This window comes from Amphritea sp. GJ51-11 (genome assembly GCF_055808735.1).
Map to the genome: position 1 here is coordinate 2,901,082 of NZ_CM147881.1, position 18,541 is coordinate 2,919,622.

Consider the following 18,541-nt stretch of genomic DNA (forward strand, 5'->3'; position numbering starts at 1 on the left):
TCTAGCTAGAAAACACCACCGTACGGCCACCATTAAGAAACACGCGTTTTTCAATGTGATAACGGATAGCGTTAAACAGTGTCACCCGCTCAACATCCTGCCCTTTAGAGATCAGATCTTCCGCATAGAGTGCATGATCAACGGTCTGAATACCTTGGGTAATGATAGGCCCTTCATCGAGATCATTGTTGACATAGTGCGCGGTTGCCCCAACCATCTTCACGCCTTTTTCCCAAGCTTGATGGTAGGGTCTAGCGCCTTTAAAGCCCGGCAGCAGTGAGTGGTGGATATTGATCGCTTTACCGTTTAGCTTGTCGCACATCCAAGGCGAGAGCACCTGCATATAACGGGCTAATACGGTCAGTTCAATATCATACTCTTCCAGCAGCTTAACAATCTCAGCTTCCTGTTCCGGCTTGGTCTCCGGCGTAATCGGCAGGTGGTAATACGGAATATCATGCCACTGTGCCAGCGACTCAAGATCCGGGTGGTTAGAGATAATCACTGGCACTTCGATATTCAACTGGCCGGTACGATAACGGTACAGTAGATCGTTAAGACAGTGATCATATTTGGATACCATAATCGCCACCCGAGGGCGGTGGTCAGGTCGAGTTAGCGTCCACTCCATGCCAAACTCAGTGGCTCGCGGGGCGAACTCAGCATCGAATTTAGCCTCACTAAAGTCATCACTAATGGGCTGAAACTCAATACGGATAAAAAATTGCTTAGACACGCGGTCATCAAATGAATGAATCTCATCAACATAGTAGCCCGACTCCGCCATAAAGCGGGTGACTACGTCCACGGTGCCCAACATACTTGGACAGCTTGCAGTAAAGATCCAGGGTTTTGATTTTGTTATCGTTGTCATAAAAGACTCCTGATCTGTTGTATAACGCGAAAGAAACATTTTCATGTGTTTATCAAGTAAACACCCGAGTAAACAAACAAAGCCAGCCCCTTTCAGGACTGGCTTTTACTCAGTTAAACCAGTCGAGTGTTAGGCTTCAACGACTAGACCAAACTCAAGGCTAGCGTCTTGAATCCAGAGCCAGATATAGTCTGAAAACGAGCGACGAATCACCAGCTCAAAGCGTTGTTCACCGGTACGGCGAATGGTCGCGGTGCTTTTAGCAAACAGCGTAGACACCACCTTACCCACCGGAAACGATTTAGCATGCAGATCAACCGATGTGGCTTTTTTCAACAACTCCACCGCATTCTCACCGGACAGCTCTAATACCGTTGAACCACCGCTGCTGTTAACCAGCGAATAGTGATCAGGCATCTCATCACGGAACTTTGTTTCAATGTCGAAGGTTTCTAACCCCGGCACCAGAATCAACCACTCATCCGGTGACATCCAACGAATCGAGTAATTACCGTTTTCGGTAGAGGTCAATGGTTGTAGCGGTAACGCTACCCCCAATACACGCTCCACCGCGGCTAACTGATCAGCATTAGCGGGATTGCAACGCAGCGTCAAGTGACCCAACAGCTTAAGCTCACGCAGATGGACACCGCCCGTTTTAGGCCCCTGCTTCGCAAGGCTGGCAAAATCCGCATGATGCAATGGCGACTGTCCCTCAATTTCAGGACCCGGTACCTGATTCATCACCGCGGCTTTGGTGGCTGCACTCTCTGCAGCCGTCATGTTATTTAGATCAGACATTTTGACGCTCCCCTTTCGGATCAAAGAAGATCGGGCTGCAAATTTCAGCTTCAATCACACTGCCATCGGCCAATGGGTAATACACCGTTTCACCCATTTTATCGAGACCGCCTTTGATAAAGCCCATGGCGATCGAATGACCCAATGTTTCACTCCAATAACTGGAACTAATATGCCCTTGGATTTCCAGCGGCTTAGGCCCATTAGGATCCAATACCGCGGCGGAGCCTTCCGGAATCACCTGCCGAGGATCTTTGGTTTTCAGACCTACTAACTGTTTCCGATTAGCACGAGTGCAATCCGAACGATTCATGCCCCGCTTACCAATATAGCTGAACGGTTTCTGGTTAGAGACGCACCAACCCATACCCAGATCATAAGGATGAACCGAACCATCGGTATCCTGACCGGCAATGATAAAGCCTTTCTCGGCACGCAGGATGTGCATGGTTTCTGTACCGTAAGGCGTCAGACCATATTTAGCTCCCGCTTCGATTAGTTGCTCCCATACAGCCATGCCGTAGTTCGCCTGCACGTTGATCTCAAACGACAGCTCGCCGGTAAAGGAGATACGGAATACCCGAGCAGGAACACCCGCCACGGTAATCTGTTTCCAATCCATATAACGGAAGTTGTCATTACTCACATCAAAGTCAGTCAACTCTTCCAACAACTTACGGCTGTTAGGGCCGGTGATTGTCGCAGTAGACCAATGATCGGTGACGGTGTTGAAGTAAACTTCCAGCTCTGGCCATTCAGTCTGATGGTAAATTTCCAACCATTCATACACATGTGCCGCACCGCCGGTTGTGGTAGTCATGACAAAGTGGTTTTCACCGAGACAAGCGGTCACACCATCGTCAAACACCATGCCGTCTTCGCCACACATCAGGCCATAACGACATTTACCGACGGCCAGCTTAGCCCAAGCATTCGAGTAAACACGACCGAGGAATTCACGCGCATCTTTACCCTGAATATCGATCTTACCGAGAGTTGATGCATCCAAAATACCAACAGAATTACGCACTGCCATACACTCACGATTAAGTGACTGCTGCATGCTTTCACCTTTCTGCGGGTAGTACCATGGACGTTTCCATTGGCCGACATCCTCAAACATGGCGCCTTTCTCGACGTGCCATTTGTGCATCGCTGTGTAACGTTCAGGTTCAAATAGCGCTCCGCAGTTACGGCCAATAATCGCACCGAACGCAATCGGCGTATAGTTTGGACGGAAGACGGTGGTGCCGGTTTCAGGAATCGACTTATTTAGCGCTTTGGCCGCAACCGCCATGCCGTTGATGTTACCCAGCTTACCCTGATCGGTACCAAAACCCATCGCGGTATAACGTTTCACGTGCTCGATCGCTTCAAAACCTTCGCGGCAAGCGATTTCAATACCCGCCGCCGTCACATCGGTTTGATAATCGACAAACTGCTTAGGTGCCTGAGAGGTCGGTTTTATATGAGGAATATGGAACAAGCTCATCGGTGCAGCGACTTTCAGGGTTTTCGCTTCGGGTAGAACCACATCAGCAGCCGCTAGGCCTACTTCAGCTAACGCTTTCTGACCGGCATCTAAGCCTTCTTGTAAAGCGATCGCCGTTTCATACTGGCCATTAATGCCACCCGCGGTCAGTTGTTTCTGCACAGTCGGTCCCGGCAGGAAACCGACGACGGAATCACTCCAAACAGGGCGACTACCGGTATGACAAGACAGGTGAATAACCGGACTCCAACCGCCAGACGTTGCTACTGTGTCGGCTTTAAGCTTCGTCACGGAACCGATCACTTTCGCGCCACTAGCACTCAACCCTGCGACCGATACACCAGTTACACGTTTAGTCCCCTGCACTTCAATAACTGCAGAGCCAGAAATAATATTGAGACCACGCTGACGCGCCGCTTCAGTACGATCACCGACCGCCGCTTCACGGGTATCAACAATAGCGACAACTTTACGCCCTGCATCAGCCCAATCTAACGCCGCTTGATAACCATAATCGTTGGTGGTCATCACCACCAACTCGTTACCCGGGACGACGCCATAACGGTTGATATAAGCTGATACCGCACCGGTAATCATGCAGCCAGGCACATCATTATTGGCATACACCAGAGGACGTTCATGGGCGCCGGTTGCCAGTACAACCCATTTAGCCCGTACCCGGTGAATCCGTTGACGAACCGTATTAACAGGGGCGATATCCGCCAAATGATCAGTACGACGCTCATGAACGGTGAGGAAGTTATGATCGTGATAACCGTTTACCGTTGAACGCGGCAACAGCAAAACATCATCGTAAGTGCTGAGTTCTTCAACCACGGCACGAACCCACTCAGCGGCAGGCTTGCCATCAAGCTGTTCTGTGCTATTTAGCAGGCTACCACCAAACTCATTCTGCTCATCGGCAATAATCACCCGAGCACCACCACGTGCAGCGGTCAATGCAGCGGCCAAACCGGCAGGCCCGGCACCGACAATCATCACATCGCAGTGCTGATTGATGCTGTCATAAGTATCGGGATCTCTTTCCCGGGGTGCACGGCCAATACCGGCGGCTTTACGAATCATAGATTCGTAGGTATCCCACAGGGATTCAGGGAACATGAAGGTTTTGTAATAGAAACCCGGTGGCATCATATTGCCACCCATTTTACCGATCATACCCATCACATCGGTATCAACACTCGGCCAACCATTGGTTGATGCTGACACTAAGCCATCAAACAGCTCCTGCTGTGTGGCGCGTACATTAGGTACCTGTGTCGCTTCAGTCGCACCCAGTTGCAGGACCGCATTCGGCTCTTCTGCACCACAGGCAACGATGCCGCGAGGACGGCTATATTTAAAACTACGGGCGACCACGTCGATGCCATTTGCCAGCATCGCTGATGCCAGCGTATCACCCTTAAAGCCTTTATACTGTTTACCGTTGTAGGTAAACGTTAGCGGTGTGGAACGGTCAATACGACCTCCGCTACTGAGGCGGTTCTGCTGTGTCATGATTCCGCTCCTGTTACTCAGCGACTACAGATGGCTGTTCGCCGATCTTGTAGACTTCTTTAATTTCGTAGCTCTGGGTATCGCGAGTCATATTGAAAAACTTCCGACAACCGGCCGCGTGCACCCATAATTCATGATGAAGACCCCGTGGGTTCTTACGGAAAAACAGATACTCACCCCACTCCTGGTCAGAACAAGCTTCTGGATCTAGCGGGCGGGCGATATGTGCCTGACCAGCGCAGTGAAACTCATCTTCTTCACGGTATTCCGCACAATGCGGGCAGTAAATATGTAACATGTTAAGCCCCTGTTAGTGTGCGACGCCGGCAGCGCCATGTTCATCGATCAATGCTCCGGTATGGAAGCGCTGCATGGAGAAAGGTTCAGCAATCGGATGTGGCTTACCATCAGCCAAGGTATGTGCAAACAGATTGCCAGAACCCGGCGTCCCTTTAAATCCGCCAGTTCCCCAACCACAGTTGAAGAACAGGTTCTTAATCGGTGTTTCAGAAATAATCGGGCTCGCATCTGGGCACGCATCGACGATACCGCCCCACTGGCGGTTCATGCGTACTCGGCTAGTGCAAGGGAACATTTCCACAATCGCTTGAATGGTATGTTCGATAATGCCGTAAGAACCGCGCTGACCATAACCGACCCAGCCATCAATACCGGCACCGATAACCAAGTCACCCTTATCAGACTGACTCATATAACCATGCACATGGTTGGACATCACTACGGTATCAAGGAAGGGTTTGATCGGTTCAGACACCAACGCCTGTAGCGGATGAGATTCAACCGGCAGTTCGAAACCAGCCATTTTCGCCAGTACGCCACTGTTACCCGCGACAACACAACCGACACGATCGGCTTTCAGTACACCGTACTGCTTGGTTTTAACACCGGTGATTTTGCCGTCACTGATCTCCATATCGACCACTTCACAGCTTTGAATCAGATCGACACCTAAAGCATCTGCGGCACGGGCATAGCCCCAAGCCACCGCATCATGACGTGCGTTACCGGCACGACGCTGAACCGAAGCACCCATAATGGGATAGCGGGCATTTTTAGAGCAATCTAGCGAGGGAATCTCTTTTTGCAGCTGTTCGGCATCTACCATTTCGTTGTCGATACCCTGCAAACGGTTAGCCGCGACCAAACGCTCGTTGCTGCGCATATCCTGTAAGGTGTGACAGGTATGATAAACGCCCCGCTGAGAGAACATCACGTTATAGTTCAGTTCTTGCGCCAAGCCTTCCCACAGCTGCATGGAATGTTCATACAGTGCAGCAGACTCATCCCACAGATAGTTAGAACGTACAATCGTGGTATTACGACAGGCGTTACCGCCACCCAGATGACCTTTTTCGAGCACCGCCACATTGGTGATACCGTGCTCTTTCGCCAAATAATAGGCGGTCGCCAAACCATGGCCACCACCACCGATGATAATCACGTCATATTTTTTCTTTGGCGTAGGGTTGCGCCACACGCGCTGCCAGTTTTCATGATGCGTCAGACTGTGTTTAAACAGCCCGAAACCTGAATATTTCTGCATAACATCAGCTCCAATTTAATGGGCGGCCAGTCACTCAAACAGGGGCCGCCGGGTGTTTAAATCATTACTTATAAACCGGGTATTCAGCGCACAACGCCTTAACCTGCTGTTTCACTTCAGTGATTTTGGCTTCCAGCGCTTCAGGCTGACTCAGTACATCGAGCAGATCAGCGATCCAGCCGGCGAGTACGCGGCACTGCTCTTCTTTAAAGCCACGGGTGGTAATCACAGGAGAACCGATACGCAGACCCGAGGTTACAAACGGTGACTGTGGATCGCCCGGTACCGCATTTTTATTAACGGTGATATTGGCAAGACCCAGGGCTGCATCGGCATCTTTACCCGTCAGGCCCTGCTTGATCAGGCTCAACAGGAATAGGTGGTTTTTAGTACCGCCGGAGACAATTTCATACCCACGCTCGGTCAATACATCAGCCATCACACTGGCATTTTTGATCACCTGCGCTTGGTAGACTTTAAATTCAGGTTCTAAGGCTTCTTTAAAAGCGACCGCTTTCGCTGCAATGACGTGCATCAGTGGGCCGCCTTGGCCACCGGGGAATACCGCTGAGTTCAGTTTCTTTTCCAACTCATTGTCACGGGACAGAATCAAACCGCCACGGGGGCCACGCAATGTTTTGTGTGTTGTCGTGGTAACGACATCGGCAATCGGTACAGGGTTTGGATAAAGACCCGCCGCCACTAAACCAGCCACGTGAGCCATATCAACAAACAGATAAGCCCCGACTTTATCCGCGATTTCACGGAAACGGGCCCAGTCAACAATCTGTGAATACGCCGAGAAACCGGCAACGATCATTTTCGGCTTGTGCTCTAACGCCAGACGTTCAACTTCATCGTAGTCGATCTCGCCGGTCGCTTCGTTTAGTCCATATTGAACCGCATGATAGATCTTGCCGGAAAAGTTAACATGAGAACCATGGGTCAAGTGGCCACCGTGGGCCAAGCTCATACCTAGCACCGTATCGCCCGGAGCACACAACGCCATATAAACGGCAGCATTCGCTTGAGAGCCTGAGTGTGGCTGAACATTGGCATATTCGGCACCGAACAGCTCTTTAGCACGGTCTAGCGCCAGTTGTTCGACCACATCAACATATTCACAACCACCGTAATAACGCTTTTCAGGATAACCTTCGGCGTATTTATTGGTTAAAGCAGAGCCTTGCGCCTGCATTACCCGAGGGCTGGTATAGTTCTCAGATGCGATCAACTCGATATGATCTTCTTGACGCACTTCTTCGTTACAGATCGCATTCCACAATACGTCATCATACCCTTGGATCAAGTCATCTTTCTTAAACATCTGAACCTCCACGCCAGACCAAAGCAGGCGAGCCTTAATATCAATTTATCGTTATGTCTGCGAATACCCTGCATGGCCATCATGCAAATTAAAGCCGAACTAGGTTTCTTAAAATTGATAGTAGCGGGTCTGCTTAAAGGCGCTATGCTCGAACACGCCTCGGGAATGTCCAATTACGACAGAGAAAAGAAAAGTGACTTTAGCGACCCAAGTCTAAGGCCTTATAAGGGATTCCCGCAAAGATAAAAGAACGGGGCGGGCCGAAAACATCCTCTAGCGATAGAGATGTACCGCACCGCCGAATTTGATACGACAGGTTAATCTATCGTGAACGGCTCGCGTTCAAACTGCCAAGTGGCGGGGTTCATGCCATAACCACTATGAAACACTCTAGGCTGCTGTGTCACTGGGTCGATAAAACGTAGCTGTTGTGCCAAGAGCTGCAAAGGCTGAGCAAGATTATCGGCAGACTCAGGCTGTAAGCTGGGGTAATAACGATCATGCAAGATAGGCCATCCCAGCGTTTGCATATGCACCCGCAGTTGATGGGTCTTACCGCTCACGGGGTTTAGTTCAAATAACGCTTTATCCTGACAGCGATCGATACAGCGAATACGGGAGTGGCTGTTCGGCTCGCCGTCAACAACCGTCATCAGAAAACGTGGCTGTGACGATTGCAACCGATTGATCACCTGCCATTGTTGACCGATCTGCGGTTCATCAGCCTGCGGATCTATTTTAGCGATCGCTTGATAGGTCTTATTGACTTGTCGGGTCTCGAATAGCCGATGATAGAGGTGACAGGTTTGCGGATTAACCGAAAAGATCACCAACCCCGCCGTCACCCGATCGATCCGGTGTACCGCCTGTAGGTTGTTTAGGCCGGTCGTCTGGCGCAACCGATTTTGCAGACATTGACTCACATATTTACCACCGGGGGTGACCGGAAGAAAAGACGGTTTATAGGCCACCAGAATATCCGCATCTTGAAACAAGATGGTTTCAGCAAACGGAATAATCGGTTCACACTCAACCTCGCGATAATAATACACTCGCTGCTGAGGCCGGTAGAGGGATTCTGAATGAATGAGCGTGCCGTCATGCCAATGCAACTTGCCATCGATCGCCCGTTGTCGCCATACCTGAGCATCGACCTGTGGAAACTTGCTAATCAGATACTCTAATACCGTCTCAACCCCAGGATTAACCTGCGGCAAAGTTAATTTAGATGGCGATTTAGCAATAGCCATTCACGCCCCCTAAGGCTGAATAATATACGTTCAACTTAACTCCCTACTCAACGCTAGACCCACCCCTACTCACATGCGCGCCATCGCTGCGATTCACCTCCGAGCAACAGACGCCAACGACTAACGGTGCTAACTGGTCAGATAGCGCAATAACCACAGACAGATCATGCCACCCGCAACGGGCCAAAAAACACTGCGGCTAAACCGAGCAATTAAGATAGCGATAAGGGCAGCGATCCATTGAAAATAGTCCGGCTGATACGCCGTTAGGGGACGGGTAAAAACAATCGCCGGAATACAGAGCGCGGCTAAAATCGCCGGAGGTAACAACGTTAAAACATGCTTACTGCGGGCGATCAGCGCCTCAGCACTACCATGAAATTGAATAAAAGAGAGCCGGATCAAAAAGGTACCCAAGCCAACGGCCACAAACAGTAACCAGAGTTGCAGGTTATCACTCATGGGTCCCCCTCATTTTCAACCAACCCGGTAACAACCAACCCCCTAGCACGCCTGCCACCACAGCAACAATAAAGCCGCTATTAAAAGGCAACAGCTGAAAAGCGATGGCACAGCAGCCGGAGAGCACGGCCACCATCAATAGCAGACGACTCGTAATGGTGGTGACCAACATCGCCAGAAAAGCCAAGGGAATAGTAAATTCTAGCGACCAATGGGCAGGAATCCCCGCGCCTAATACGATCCCCAGTATCACCGATATCATCCAAGTAACGTAGAGCGCTAATGCCACCCCGGCTAAATACCAAATCCGTTCCGAGCGATTCTTAGCCATCTGCACCGGCATTGAGCAAAGCCCATAGACCTGATCCGATAAGATATAGGCTAACGAAAAACGGTAGCGTTTGGGCAACGGCCCCAGTATCGGGGCAAAAGAAGCGCTATAAATCGCAAACCGCAGATTAATCACCATCGTAGTCGCCACGATAATAATGAATGGCGCATTGTCTTGAATCAGTGAATAAGCCGCCAATTGCGCAGATCCCGCAAAGAATAGCGCCGTCATTCCCACCACCATCCCAGGGTCCATACCTAATGACATCCCAGTAGCGCCGGTAATCAAACCGAACGGCAGCACCCCTGACATCAATGGCAGCAGATCCCGCACGCCCAACCAAAACTGTCTACGATCGTTCTTCACACTTAATCCCTTAAAGCAAAAACCTTAAAGCAAAAACAGGGCCGAAGCCCTGTATTGAAGTAGCGATTATTACACTAGATGACGAAATTAGTAATCAATTTCCATATTACTCTGTACTTGAGTACAGCAAGACAAAACATATCCCTGAGCAATTTCCTCGTCCGTAATGCCACCATTCTGTTGCATATCATATTCGCCGGAGATCACTCTCACTCGGCAAGCACCACAGATACCAACACCACAAGCCTTAGCGATATTAACACCCGCCTCGGCTGCCGCTTCATTCAGATTGACCCCAATAGCAACGGAGGTCGATTTGCCCGCATCGGTGAAACACACTTCAACGAGGTCTTTAGGCTCCAACGCCTCAACTTCAGCTTCATCAGCATGTTTTTCGGCCCGTTCGACATCCTTAACAGGGGTCGCACCAAAGGATTCTTCATGGTAATGATCCATGTCGAAACCGGCCTCCTGCAACATCGCTTTAACCGCCGCCATGTAAGCTTCAGGGCCACAGCAAAAAACCTCCCGTTGCAGAAAATCCGGCGCAATCAAGTTCAGCATCGGTAGATTAAGATGACCTCGATAGCCTCCCCACACTTGGCCTATTTCTGTATGGGCACTGATGAGATGTAAACGGAAGTTTTCCACCCGTGTGCTCATATATTCCAACTCACGGGCATAGATAATATCTTTTGGTGTTCGGGCGCTATGGGCGAACACCATATCGACTTCAGAATCCGTATCAAACCACCAGCGTGCCATCGACATCACCGGCGTAATCCCCACACCGCCGGAAAGTAGTAACACTTTATCGGCAGGGAAATCCATACTATTAAATTGCCCTACTGGGCCGTGAATCGCGACCTGATCACCTGATTTCAGGTTGTCATGCAACCAATTCGATACGGTACCGCCCGGTACTTTTTTAACCGTAATCGAAAAACTGTAAGGGATCGATGGCGAACTCGATATGGTATAAGAACGCATTAAACGCTCGCCATCGATCTCCAGCTCTAGGGTCACAAACTGACCGGGTTTAAAGAAAAACAATACCGGCTGATTCATACCAAAGGTAAAAGTTGTGACGTCATGGGTTTCAGCAATCACTTTAACGCAACGCACCAGATGACGACCGTTAGACCAGGTCTGAGTCATCATTGGGTTCATAAAATCACTGGTATTAAATTCACTCATCAGTTTCTCCCATCCAGTTATTGGCTGGTGTTTATCATTATTATTTAAACGCTGTTCGGGATATCCCTTCAGAGTTCAGTACCGGCCATCCACTCTTTCCAGCGCATGGTCACATTAGCCCCTAACGATAAAAAAGGTTCAGGGGGTAAACGTTTAGGCTGTTGATGATCAAGATAATCGGTTAACAGATCTGAACGGCCTAATACCGCTATCTCCGCTGCCATCATGCCTGACAATGTGCCTTTAACAGTACCGAGCCCGTTCTGACAGCAAGCCGACCAGACCCGCTCTTCAATCTCGCCAAACGCGGGCATGGAGTTCAATGACAAACAGAGTCGTCCACCCCAGCGATACTCCATCTCCACCCCTTCAAGCATCGGAAAACGATTAGCAAAGGAGCGATCCTGTAAGCCCGCTGCCCGCTTCATATTGTTAGGGCTGACTTCAATCGACTGATTCAGGGTTGCATGGTTACGGATCACTATCCGGTTGCCACTGCCTCGGTAATCTGAGCTGCGCCGAACCGTGGTGCCCATCGGATCGGCAGGTAAAATCCCCCAGTCTTCCACGCCCCCCAAACGGGTGACTTCCTGCGGACTCAGCGCCCGAGTCATCGATGCATAGGTAAACACATGCAACAACCGGCTAGGGAAAAAGCCAAAGGATTGAATATGCCCATTGACCGCCAGAATCACCCGCTTAGCACGTACACTTCCGCCCGGTGTGATTAAACGATGCTCCACCCCAAACTGCATCGACGTTACCGGGCTATTCTCATAGATAGATACCCGCTCACTCATGCCTCTCGCCGCTTGTCGCACAAAGGCGGCGGGCTGAATCATCACCGCCCCAGGGGTGAATAATCCCTGTTGATAAAAATCGCTACCGGTCCAATCTTTCATATCGGCGGCACTTTTCAGTTCATAGGCTTCGCCCAGAGCATCCAAGTGGCCGCGATAACTTTCGATATGCGCCATACCTTTGGCTGTGCCTGCGGCGGTCATTTTTCCGCACGGATCGAATACCTGACGCCCCATGCCGTAGGCTTCTGCCGTTTCACGGGCAAACTCAATCGCGGCACGGTTAAGACGAATCTGTTGTTGATCCTGATGCTGAGTGCCAGCATAAGTATCCGAATTTAGCTCATGGGGCAGATCAATCATAAAACCACTGTTACGACCAGCGGGGCCATCGGCTATCCGGCTGGCTTCCAGTACCACTATGGATTCATCCCCCACTAACTGACTGAGACGACGTGCCGCCGCTAATCCGGCAAATCCGCCGCCGATCACCACCCAATCCGCATGAATATCATCCTTCAGTGTCGGATAACCGGCGGATGATGGCAGAATACGATTCCACGCGGCGGGACCTGGGTCTTTCGGCAATCGTTTTACATTTATCGTGTTCTTCATAACTTTTTCCGCCCCTATCATCAGGCAAGCGCCTCCCGTGAGCGAACCCCTTTACAGTGGTTCGCCCTGAATTTTTTACCTGAATATAGGGTGCTTTAGCTGTCAATCAGCGCAACGATCTACGCTTCATCACCGAGATCGACCCAGATTGTTTTCAACTGCGTAAACTGATCATGGGCATGAATGGAGTTATCACGGCCACCAAAACCGGATTGCTTGTAGCCACCGAATGGCGTGGTGATATCACCTTCACCAAAGCAGTTAACCGTAACCGTACCCGCCCTAAGTGCCTGAGCGGCACGCATAGACTTACGCGCATTCGCCGTAAAGACAGAGGCGGCCAGACCATATTCAGTATCATTGGCAACGGCGATCGCTTCTTCATAACTGCTCACGGTGATGACCGAAAGCACAGGGCCAAAAATCTCTTCTGTGGCTAAACGATCACTGTTTTTAACACCGTCGTAGATCGTCGGCAGAACATAGCAACCATCAACAGACTCGCCACCCATGATTAGCCGGTGCCCGTCTTGTTTTGCGATGTCGAAATATTCGGTAACCTTATCGAAATGACCTTTATCGACCAGCGCACCTAATTGATTGCTAGGATCGAGGGGATCACCCGTTTTCCACTCTTTGGCATGTTCTACAATTTTCGCCAGCAGTGCCTCTTTAACCCCTTCCTGCACTATTAAGCGAGAACCCGCAGAGCAGTTTTCACCCATGTTCCAGAAAGCCGCAGCAACCACTTGCTCGGCAACGGTATCGAGATCTTCCGCATCATCGAGCACTACACAGGGGTTTTTACCGCCCAATTCCAGCACGACTTCTTTGATATTAGAGTCCGCAGAATAGTTAAGGAAACGGCGTCCAGTGACGGTAGAGCCCGTAAAGGTCACCATATCAACATCCATATGACGGCCAATCGCCTCGCCTACGACACGACCCGAACCCGTCACCACATTGAACACGCCCGCAGGCACGCCCGCTTCGGCCGCCAATTCAGCCACCCGAATGGCTGTCAATGAGGTCTGCGCAGCAGGCTTCAACACCACTGAACAGCCTGCCGCCAGTGAAGGGGCCATTTTCCAAGCGAGCATCAAAATGGGGAAGTTCCACGGCAACACCGCACCGACCACACCGACCGGCTCACGCACTACCATAGCCATCGCACCAGAGCCAACAGGGGCCGTCTGATCATAAATTTTATCGATCAATTCCGCATGCCAGCTAATGGTATGCACCACTTCAGGAATATCGATGGTAACGCAATCAGAGATGGGCTTACCCGAATCGATAGATTCCAAGACCGCCAGTTCATCACCGTGCTGTTCGATCAACTGAGTTAGCTTAATCAAGATGCCTTTACGTTCAGACGGATGCATCTTGCTCCAGCAGCCACTTTCAAACGCCGCACGCGCACTTGCGACCGCATAATCAACATCCTCAGTGGTGCAGGCGGCAATCTCGGTAATCCGCTCGCCGGTCGCTGGATTGGTCACCGCAATGGTGCCGCCATCACTGGCTGGCCGTAAGCTACCATTAATAAAACTCATAGACGGCGGCGTCAGCTGAGCCGCAATCGCTTTATATTCATCATGTGTCAGTAAATCAGCCATCGCTTAACCCTCCGCAACAATGTTGGCAATATTCTCTTTTAGTTGAGCGACAACCTGAGCCATCGCCTCTTTCTCTGCATCATCTAGCCCCAGCAGCGGCTTACGCACTTCCCCGCCAACACGACCGTCCAGTGTGACACCATACTTAACGCTCTGGATAAACTTGCCACCCTGTTCCAACACATGCATCAGCGGCATCATCTCAGCCATAATACGACGGCCTTTGGCAAAGTCATTATCGACAACACAGGCTTGATAGAGAGCCTTATGTTCCTGCGGCAAGAAGTTAGATCCAGCACACACCCAGCTTTTAGCGCCCCAAGCGAAGAACTCCAGCGCCTGATCATCCATACCACAGGCAACCTGAATGTTTGGATAGTCATTGATCAGCATATGCAGACGGTTGATGTCGCCTGAGCTCTCTTTAATGCTGCAAATATTGCTGCAGTCGGCGATGCGATCGAAAAACTCAGCTTCCATATTCACACCCATGCGATCTGGGTAGTTATAAAGCATCGCGGGTAGGTTAGCGGCCCGGTCAATGGTCAATGCATGTTCAGCCAGCTCTTTCTGAGTTGGCAAAGAGTAAGGCGGCGTAGAGATAAGAATCACATCGGCCTGATACTTAGCGCCATCTTCGGCTAATTTGATCGACTCAAGAGGATTAAGAGAGCCGGTACCAAAAATAATTTGTAGCTTATCACCGCAGATCTGGCGCGCTATCTTCAGCAACTCAACCCTTTCCGCATGGCTCTCAACATAGTATTCACCCGTGGTACCACCAATCATCAGGCCCTGAACGCCGGAATCAAGCAGATACTGTACATGTATAGCATAAGCATCATAATCAACCGTATAATCTGCTTTAAATGGCGTAACAACTGGCGTATAGATCCCTGCAAAATACATTTCATTTACCTTCGTTATCATTGTTATATGACCGGATTCTTCCTACTGAATGGGCTATCCGAACTTACTAAAATGGTAACGACAGGGCCGATATCTCCGCAATCAACCTTTTTTGCGCGCTATTCATAACTTTAGGTTATGAAAATAAATGATAAATCAGCTGACTAATGGCACCACGGAGAACGAAAAAAAGCGCTAGGTCGCCGATAACTTCTCTGGAAACACAGCCTCCCAATACCTATACTGTTGCTCAATAAATATTCTAAAAATAAAAAGAGACCTCACCATGTGCCATATATTTGCTGGTCAGAACCCTGAGAATTATAAATTCATATCCCGCTCACTCCGTCTAGCTGGCCACTCGACAAGCGTTAAGTTGGAAGCTAAATTCTGGAATATTCTCGATGGGGTCGCCGCTGAGCAGGTCATGAGTACACCGCAATTTCTCTCCAAGATTTATGATGAGGCACTGGTTATTAATGGCGATGTCCCTAATTTCGCTTCATTGTTACGTTGTGCCTGCGCCCTCTACCTAGAACAACCCGACGAAGTCATGACAACCGCCCACGAGCAACTGTCGGTAGCGAGCTAAACCATCTTTTTTCTGACTAACCTTCCCTGTGGTACTCCAGTACCACCAAGCTTGCGCGGAAAGAATTAACCTCTACTGTATCAATCAGATGAGGTTTATTCCGCCATGGCAAAAGCTATCCACTCAATGATCCGAGTGTTCGACTTAGATCGCTCACTCTCTTTTTACCAACAGGCGCTAGACCTGAATATCGCAGAACGTCTCGATTTTGACGATTTCACACTGGTGTACCTGCGTAACGACGAAAACGATTTCGAATTAGAACTCACCCATAACCACAACCAAACCGAACCCTATTCCCATGGCTCCGGCTACGGCCACCTCGCCGTCTGTGTTGACAATGCCGCCGCCTCGCAAGAGAAACTCACAAAACTAGGCTATCAACCTGCTGAGGTAAAAGAGTTTCACCGTGATAATCAATTATTAGCGCGTTTCTTTTTTGTCACCGATCCAGACGGTTACAAAATCGAGTTTTTAGAAAAACATGGCCGCTATCAATAGAGACCCGTTACACCATTCCGAAAGACCACAACAATAAAAGTCCGGAGTTGAGTATGAAAAAGCAAAGCTTGAGCCGTAGAAGCTTCTTAAAAAAAGGCACGATTACCGCGGCAAGTGCGGTTGCGCTCGCCCTATCAGGCATCAGCATTAGTCCCAGTGCGTGGGCAATGACGCTGACAACCATCGATAATACAACCGGCAAGAGCCTCTCGGCTTTCTGTCGAACGCTATACCCTCACAGCCAACTGACTGACGTCTACTATGACGCTTGCGTTGAAAGTCTGGATGCGAAAGCCAAAAACGACCCTGCATTGCTGAAATTGCTTAACGAAGGCGTAAAAACCCTCAATTCACACAGCCAAGACAATTTCTTAGCCTTGTCTGCCGAGCAGCAACTTATTGTCGTAAAGCAGATCGAAGGCAGCCCTTTCTTTAATCAGGTACGTAGTCACATCGTGGTGGCACTGTATAACAATGACAAGATCTGGAGCCTATTCGGTTATGAAGGCCCATCCTTCCCTTACGGTGGTTATCTAGAACGCGGTTTCAACGATATCGACTGGCTGCCAAACCACTAAAAAGATTGAGGATAATAACAATGAAAAAATTTGATCTAAACGATAGCGGTGTTGTGGTTGTCATCGGCTCCGGTGCAGGTGGCGGTACACTCAGTAATGAATTAGCACAGAAAGGCATTAACGTTGTCTGTCTCGAAGCAGGTAAGCACCTCGATTTTAAAACTGATTTCGTCAACAAAGAGTGGGAAATGTTTTCCAAAGAAGCATGGCTGGACAAACGCACCGCGTCCGGCGAATGGCGAGTGGCTAAAGACTTTCCTAACCTACCCGCTTGGATCTGTAAAACCGTCGGCGGTTCGACGTTGCACTGGGCAGGCGCCAGCTTGAGGTTTCAAGAACATGAATTTAAAGGTCTTAGCACCTATGGCCATGTTGAGGGCGCTAACCTATTAGATTGGCCTATTACGCTTCAAGATCTAGAGCCTTATTATGATATGGCCGAAGATAAAATGGGCGTCACGCAAACCAACGGCATTCCTGCACTACCCGGCAACAATAACTATAAGGTGATGGAAGCCGGCGCAAAACAGCTTGGCTACAAAGAAGTTCACACCGGACGTATGGCCATCAACTCACAGCCCCGAGATGGCCGAGCATCATGCCGCCAGCTAGGGTTTTGTTTTCAAGGTTGCAGAATGGGCGCGAAGTGGTCAACGCTTTATACCGAGATTCCTAAAGCACAGGCTACCGGCCATTTTGAACTGCGAGCCGAAGCGCATGTATTAAAAATAACCCATGACAAGGCGGGTAAAGTCGACGGCGTGATTTACGTCGATGCTAACGGTCAGCAACACAACCAGAAGGCTCGCGTTGTCTGCGTCGCCGGTAACTCAATTGAAAGCCCACGCCTATTACTCAATTCCGCCAGCGCATTATTTCCAGATGGACTGGCTAACAGCTCAGGTCAGGTAGGCAGAAACTATATGCGCCATGTGACCGGCTCCGTTTATGGCGTATTTGAGAAACCCGTCAATATGCATCGCGGCACCACCATGGCAGGTATTATTCAGGATGAATCCGAACATAATCCAAAACGGGGTTTTGTCGCAGGCTATGAAATGGAAACCATATCACTCGGTCTACCCTTTTTAGCCGCTTTCCTGAACCCAGGTAGTTGGGGCAAAGAGTTTACCGGCGAATTGGACAACTATGAAAATATGGCCGGTATGTGGCTCGTTGGTGAAGATATGCCGCAAGAAACCAACCGTATTACCCTAAACCATGAGGTCAAAGACCAATATGGCCTACCGGTTGCCAATGTTCATGTGACCGATCACCCGAATGATGTTGCCATGCGAGAACATGCTTACAAGCAAGGGGCCGCGGTATATGAATCGATTGGTGCGCTCAATACCATTCGAGTGCCTCCATACCCTAGCACCCACAACCTTGGCACCAACAGAATGAGCCTCAACGCCAAGGATGGAGTTGTTAATGGCTGGGGACAGAGCCACGATATCGATAATCTTTTTATATCCGATGGTAGTCAGTTCACCACCGGGGCGACTGAAAACCCAACCCTCACCATTGTCGCGTTAGCCATTAGGCAATCTGAATACATTGCCCGTGAAATGGCAGCCACGAATATCTAAAGCTCGCTTCACTCGATCCTGACTGATCGCCATTCGGCGCAGTGCTTACTGTGAGACGATTGGTCAGCGATCTAATCTAAGTGACTTCCCCCCGTTTCGGGGGGCTTTTTATCAAAGATGATAGACAAGTAATGTTTGAGTGTTAACTCAGCA

17 protein-coding genes are annotated in these 18,541 nt (G+C 49.8%); 4 read left to right on the forward strand and 13 right to left on the reverse strand.

From position 1 onward, the window contains the following. Position 1: 1 nt before the first annotated feature. The 13 genes from purU to AC0L4K_RS13035 all read right to left on the reverse strand — a co-directional run bounded on the left by purU (position 2) and on the right by AC0L4K_RS13035 (position 15,125). Complete coding sequence (purU, locus tag AC0L4K_RS12975; protein ID WP_417224158.1) at positions 2-874, reverse strand: formyltetrahydrofolate deformylase; 873 nt, start codon at positions 872-874, stop codon at positions 2-4. A gap of 129 nt (positions 875-1,003) precedes the next feature. Continuing rightward, positions 1,004-1,675: a sarcosine oxidase subunit gamma gene (locus tag AC0L4K_RS12980; RefSeq protein WP_473266536.1), complete on the reverse strand. Its 672-nt coding sequence runs from the start codon at positions 1,673-1,675 to the stop codon at positions 1,004-1,006. Continuing rightward, positions 1,668-4,685: a sarcosine oxidase subunit alpha family protein gene (locus AC0L4K_RS12985; protein ID WP_473266538.1), complete on the reverse strand. Its 3,018-nt coding sequence runs from the start codon at positions 4,683-4,685 to the stop codon at positions 1,668-1,670. The genes AC0L4K_RS12980 and AC0L4K_RS12985 overlap by 8 nt, the downstream gene beginning before the upstream one ends. A gap of 13 nt (positions 4,686-4,698) precedes the next feature. After that, a complete protein-coding gene (locus AC0L4K_RS12990; protein ID WP_215951682.1) occupies positions 4,699-4,983 on the reverse strand; it encodes a sarcosine oxidase subunit delta in 285 nt (94 codons plus the stop codon). A gap of 12 nt (positions 4,984-4,995) precedes the next feature. Next, positions 4,996-6,249 carry a sarcosine oxidase subunit beta family protein gene (locus AC0L4K_RS12995; RefSeq protein WP_473266540.1) on the reverse strand — a complete coding sequence of 418 codons (1,254 nt, stop codon included), beginning with the start codon at positions 6,247-6,249 and terminating at the stop codon, positions 4,996-4,998. Positions 6,250-6,313: 64 nt separating this feature from the next. Further along, positions 6,314-7,576, reverse strand: coding sequence for a serine hydroxymethyltransferase (gene glyA / locus AC0L4K_RS13000; RefSeq protein ID WP_473266543.1), 1,263 nt, complete (start codon positions 7,574-7,576; stop codon positions 6,314-6,316). A gap of 317 nt (positions 7,577-7,893) precedes the next feature. Then, on the reverse strand, positions 7,894-8,826 hold the full coding sequence (locus tag AC0L4K_RS13005) for a pseudouridine synthase (protein WP_473266545.1): 933 nt from the start codon (positions 8,824-8,826) through the stop codon (positions 7,894-7,896). A 129-nt stretch (positions 8,827-8,955) separates the two neighbouring features. Continuing rightward, entirely contained in the window at positions 8,956-9,288 is a 333-nt protein-coding gene (locus tag AC0L4K_RS13010; protein ID WP_215951686.1) for an AzlD domain-containing protein, read from the reverse strand. Further along, positions 9,281-9,985, reverse strand: a complete 705-nt coding sequence (locus tag AC0L4K_RS13015) for an AzlC family ABC transporter permease (RefSeq protein ID WP_473266548.1) — start codon at positions 9,983-9,985, stop codon at positions 9,281-9,283. Before AC0L4K_RS13015 ends, AC0L4K_RS13010 begins: the two co-directional genes overlap by 8 nt. Before the next feature lie 87 nt (positions 9,986-10,072). Continuing rightward, positions 10,073-11,182 (reverse strand): FAD-binding oxidoreductase, encoded by a 1,110-nt coding sequence (locus AC0L4K_RS13020; protein WP_473266550.1) that lies wholly within the window; start codon positions 11,180-11,182, stop codon positions 10,073-10,075. Positions 11,183-11,250: 68 nt separating this feature from the next. Further along, a complete protein-coding gene (locus AC0L4K_RS13025; RefSeq protein ID WP_473266552.1) occupies positions 11,251-12,597 on the reverse strand; it encodes an NAD(P)/FAD-dependent oxidoreductase in 1,347 nt (448 codons plus the stop codon). Between the two features lie 119 nt (positions 12,598-12,716). Continuing rightward, entirely contained in the window at positions 12,717-14,216 is a 1,500-nt protein-coding gene (locus tag AC0L4K_RS13030; RefSeq protein ID WP_473266554.1) for an aldehyde dehydrogenase, read from the reverse strand. Between the two features lie 3 nt (positions 14,217-14,219). After that, complete coding sequence (locus AC0L4K_RS13035) at positions 14,220-15,125, reverse strand: dihydrodipicolinate synthase family protein (RefSeq protein WP_473266556.1); 906 nt, start codon at positions 15,123-15,125, stop codon at positions 14,220-14,222. A gap of 286 nt (positions 15,126-15,411) precedes the next feature. On the opposite strand from AC0L4K_RS13035, the gene AC0L4K_RS13040 reads away from it, so the two are divergent. From AC0L4K_RS13040 to AC0L4K_RS13055, 4 genes are all read left to right on the forward strand, one after another. After that, entirely contained in the window at positions 15,412-15,717 is a 306-nt protein-coding gene (locus AC0L4K_RS13040) for a ribbon-helix-helix domain-containing protein (protein WP_417224180.1), read from the forward strand. A 105-nt stretch (positions 15,718-15,822) separates the two neighbouring features. Beyond that, on the forward strand, positions 15,823-16,218 hold the full coding sequence (locus AC0L4K_RS13045) for a VOC family protein (RefSeq protein ID WP_473266558.1): 396 nt from the start codon (positions 15,823-15,825) through the stop codon (positions 16,216-16,218). 53 nt (positions 16,219-16,271) lie between these two features. Further along, positions 16,272-16,796 carry a twin-arginine translocation signal domain-containing protein gene (locus tag AC0L4K_RS13050; RefSeq protein ID WP_473266560.1) on the forward strand — a complete coding sequence of 175 codons (525 nt, stop codon included), beginning with the start codon at positions 16,272-16,274 and terminating at the stop codon, positions 16,794-16,796. Positions 16,797-16,816: 20 nt separating this feature from the next. Beyond that, positions 16,817-18,388, forward strand: a complete 1,572-nt coding sequence (locus AC0L4K_RS13055; protein WP_473266561.1) for a GMC family oxidoreductase — start codon at positions 16,817-16,819, stop codon at positions 18,386-18,388. The last annotated feature ends 153 nt before the right edge of the window (positions 18,389-18,541 follow it).

Coding starts and splice junctions, on each gene's coding strand:
- AC0L4K_RS13040 (WP_417224180.1), top strand. CDS start 15,412: ATGTGCCATATATTTGCTGGTCAGAACCCTGAGAATTATAAATTCATA.
- AC0L4K_RS12980 (WP_473266536.1), bottom strand. CDS start 1,675: ATGTCTGATCTAAATAACATGACGGCTGCAGAGAGTGCAGCCACCAAA.
- glyA (WP_473266543.1), bottom strand. CDS start 7,576: ATGTTTAAGAAAGATGACTTGATCCAAGGGTATGATGACGTATTGTGG.
- AC0L4K_RS13035 (WP_473266556.1), bottom strand. CDS start 15,125: ATGTATTTTGCAGGGATCTATACGCCAGTTGTTACGCCATTTAAAGCA.
- AC0L4K_RS12985 (WP_473266538.1), bottom strand. CDS start 4,685: ATGACACAGCAGAACCGCCTCAGTAGCGGAGGTCGTATTGACCGTTCC.
- AC0L4K_RS13050 (WP_473266560.1), top strand. CDS start 16,272: ATGAAAAAGCAAAGCTTGAGCCGTAGAAGCTTCTTAAAAAAAGGCACG.
- AC0L4K_RS13055 (WP_473266561.1), top strand. CDS start 16,817: ATGAAAAAATTTGATCTAAACGATAGCGGTGTTGTGGTTGTCATCGGC.
- AC0L4K_RS12990 (WP_215951682.1), bottom strand. CDS start 4,983: ATGTTACATATTTACTGCCCGCATTGTGCGGAATACCGTGAAGAAGAT.
- AC0L4K_RS13020 (WP_473266550.1), bottom strand. CDS start 11,182: ATGAGTGAATTTAATACCAGTGATTTTATGAACCCAATGATGACTCAG.
- AC0L4K_RS13005 (WP_473266545.1), bottom strand. CDS start 8,826: ATGGCTATTGCTAAATCGCCATCTAAATTAACTTTGCCGCAGGTTAAT.
- AC0L4K_RS13045 (WP_473266558.1), top strand. CDS start 15,823: ATGGCAAAAGCTATCCACTCAATGATCCGAGTGTTCGACTTAGATCGC.
- AC0L4K_RS13010 (WP_215951686.1), bottom strand. CDS start 9,288: ATGAGTGATAACCTGCAACTCTGGTTACTGTTTGTGGCCGTTGGCTTG.
- AC0L4K_RS13025 (WP_473266552.1), bottom strand. CDS start 12,597: ATGAAGAACACGATAAATGTAAAACGATTGCCGAAAGACCCAGGTCCC.
- AC0L4K_RS13030 (WP_473266554.1), bottom strand. CDS start 14,216: ATGGCTGATTTACTGACACATGATGAATATAAAGCGATTGCGGCTCAG.
- AC0L4K_RS12995 (WP_473266540.1), bottom strand. CDS start 6,249: ATGCAGAAATATTCAGGTTTCGGGCTGTTTAAACACAGTCTGACGCAT.
- purU (WP_417224158.1), bottom strand. CDS start 874: ATGACAACGATAACAAAATCAAAACCCTGGATCTTTACTGCAAGCTGT.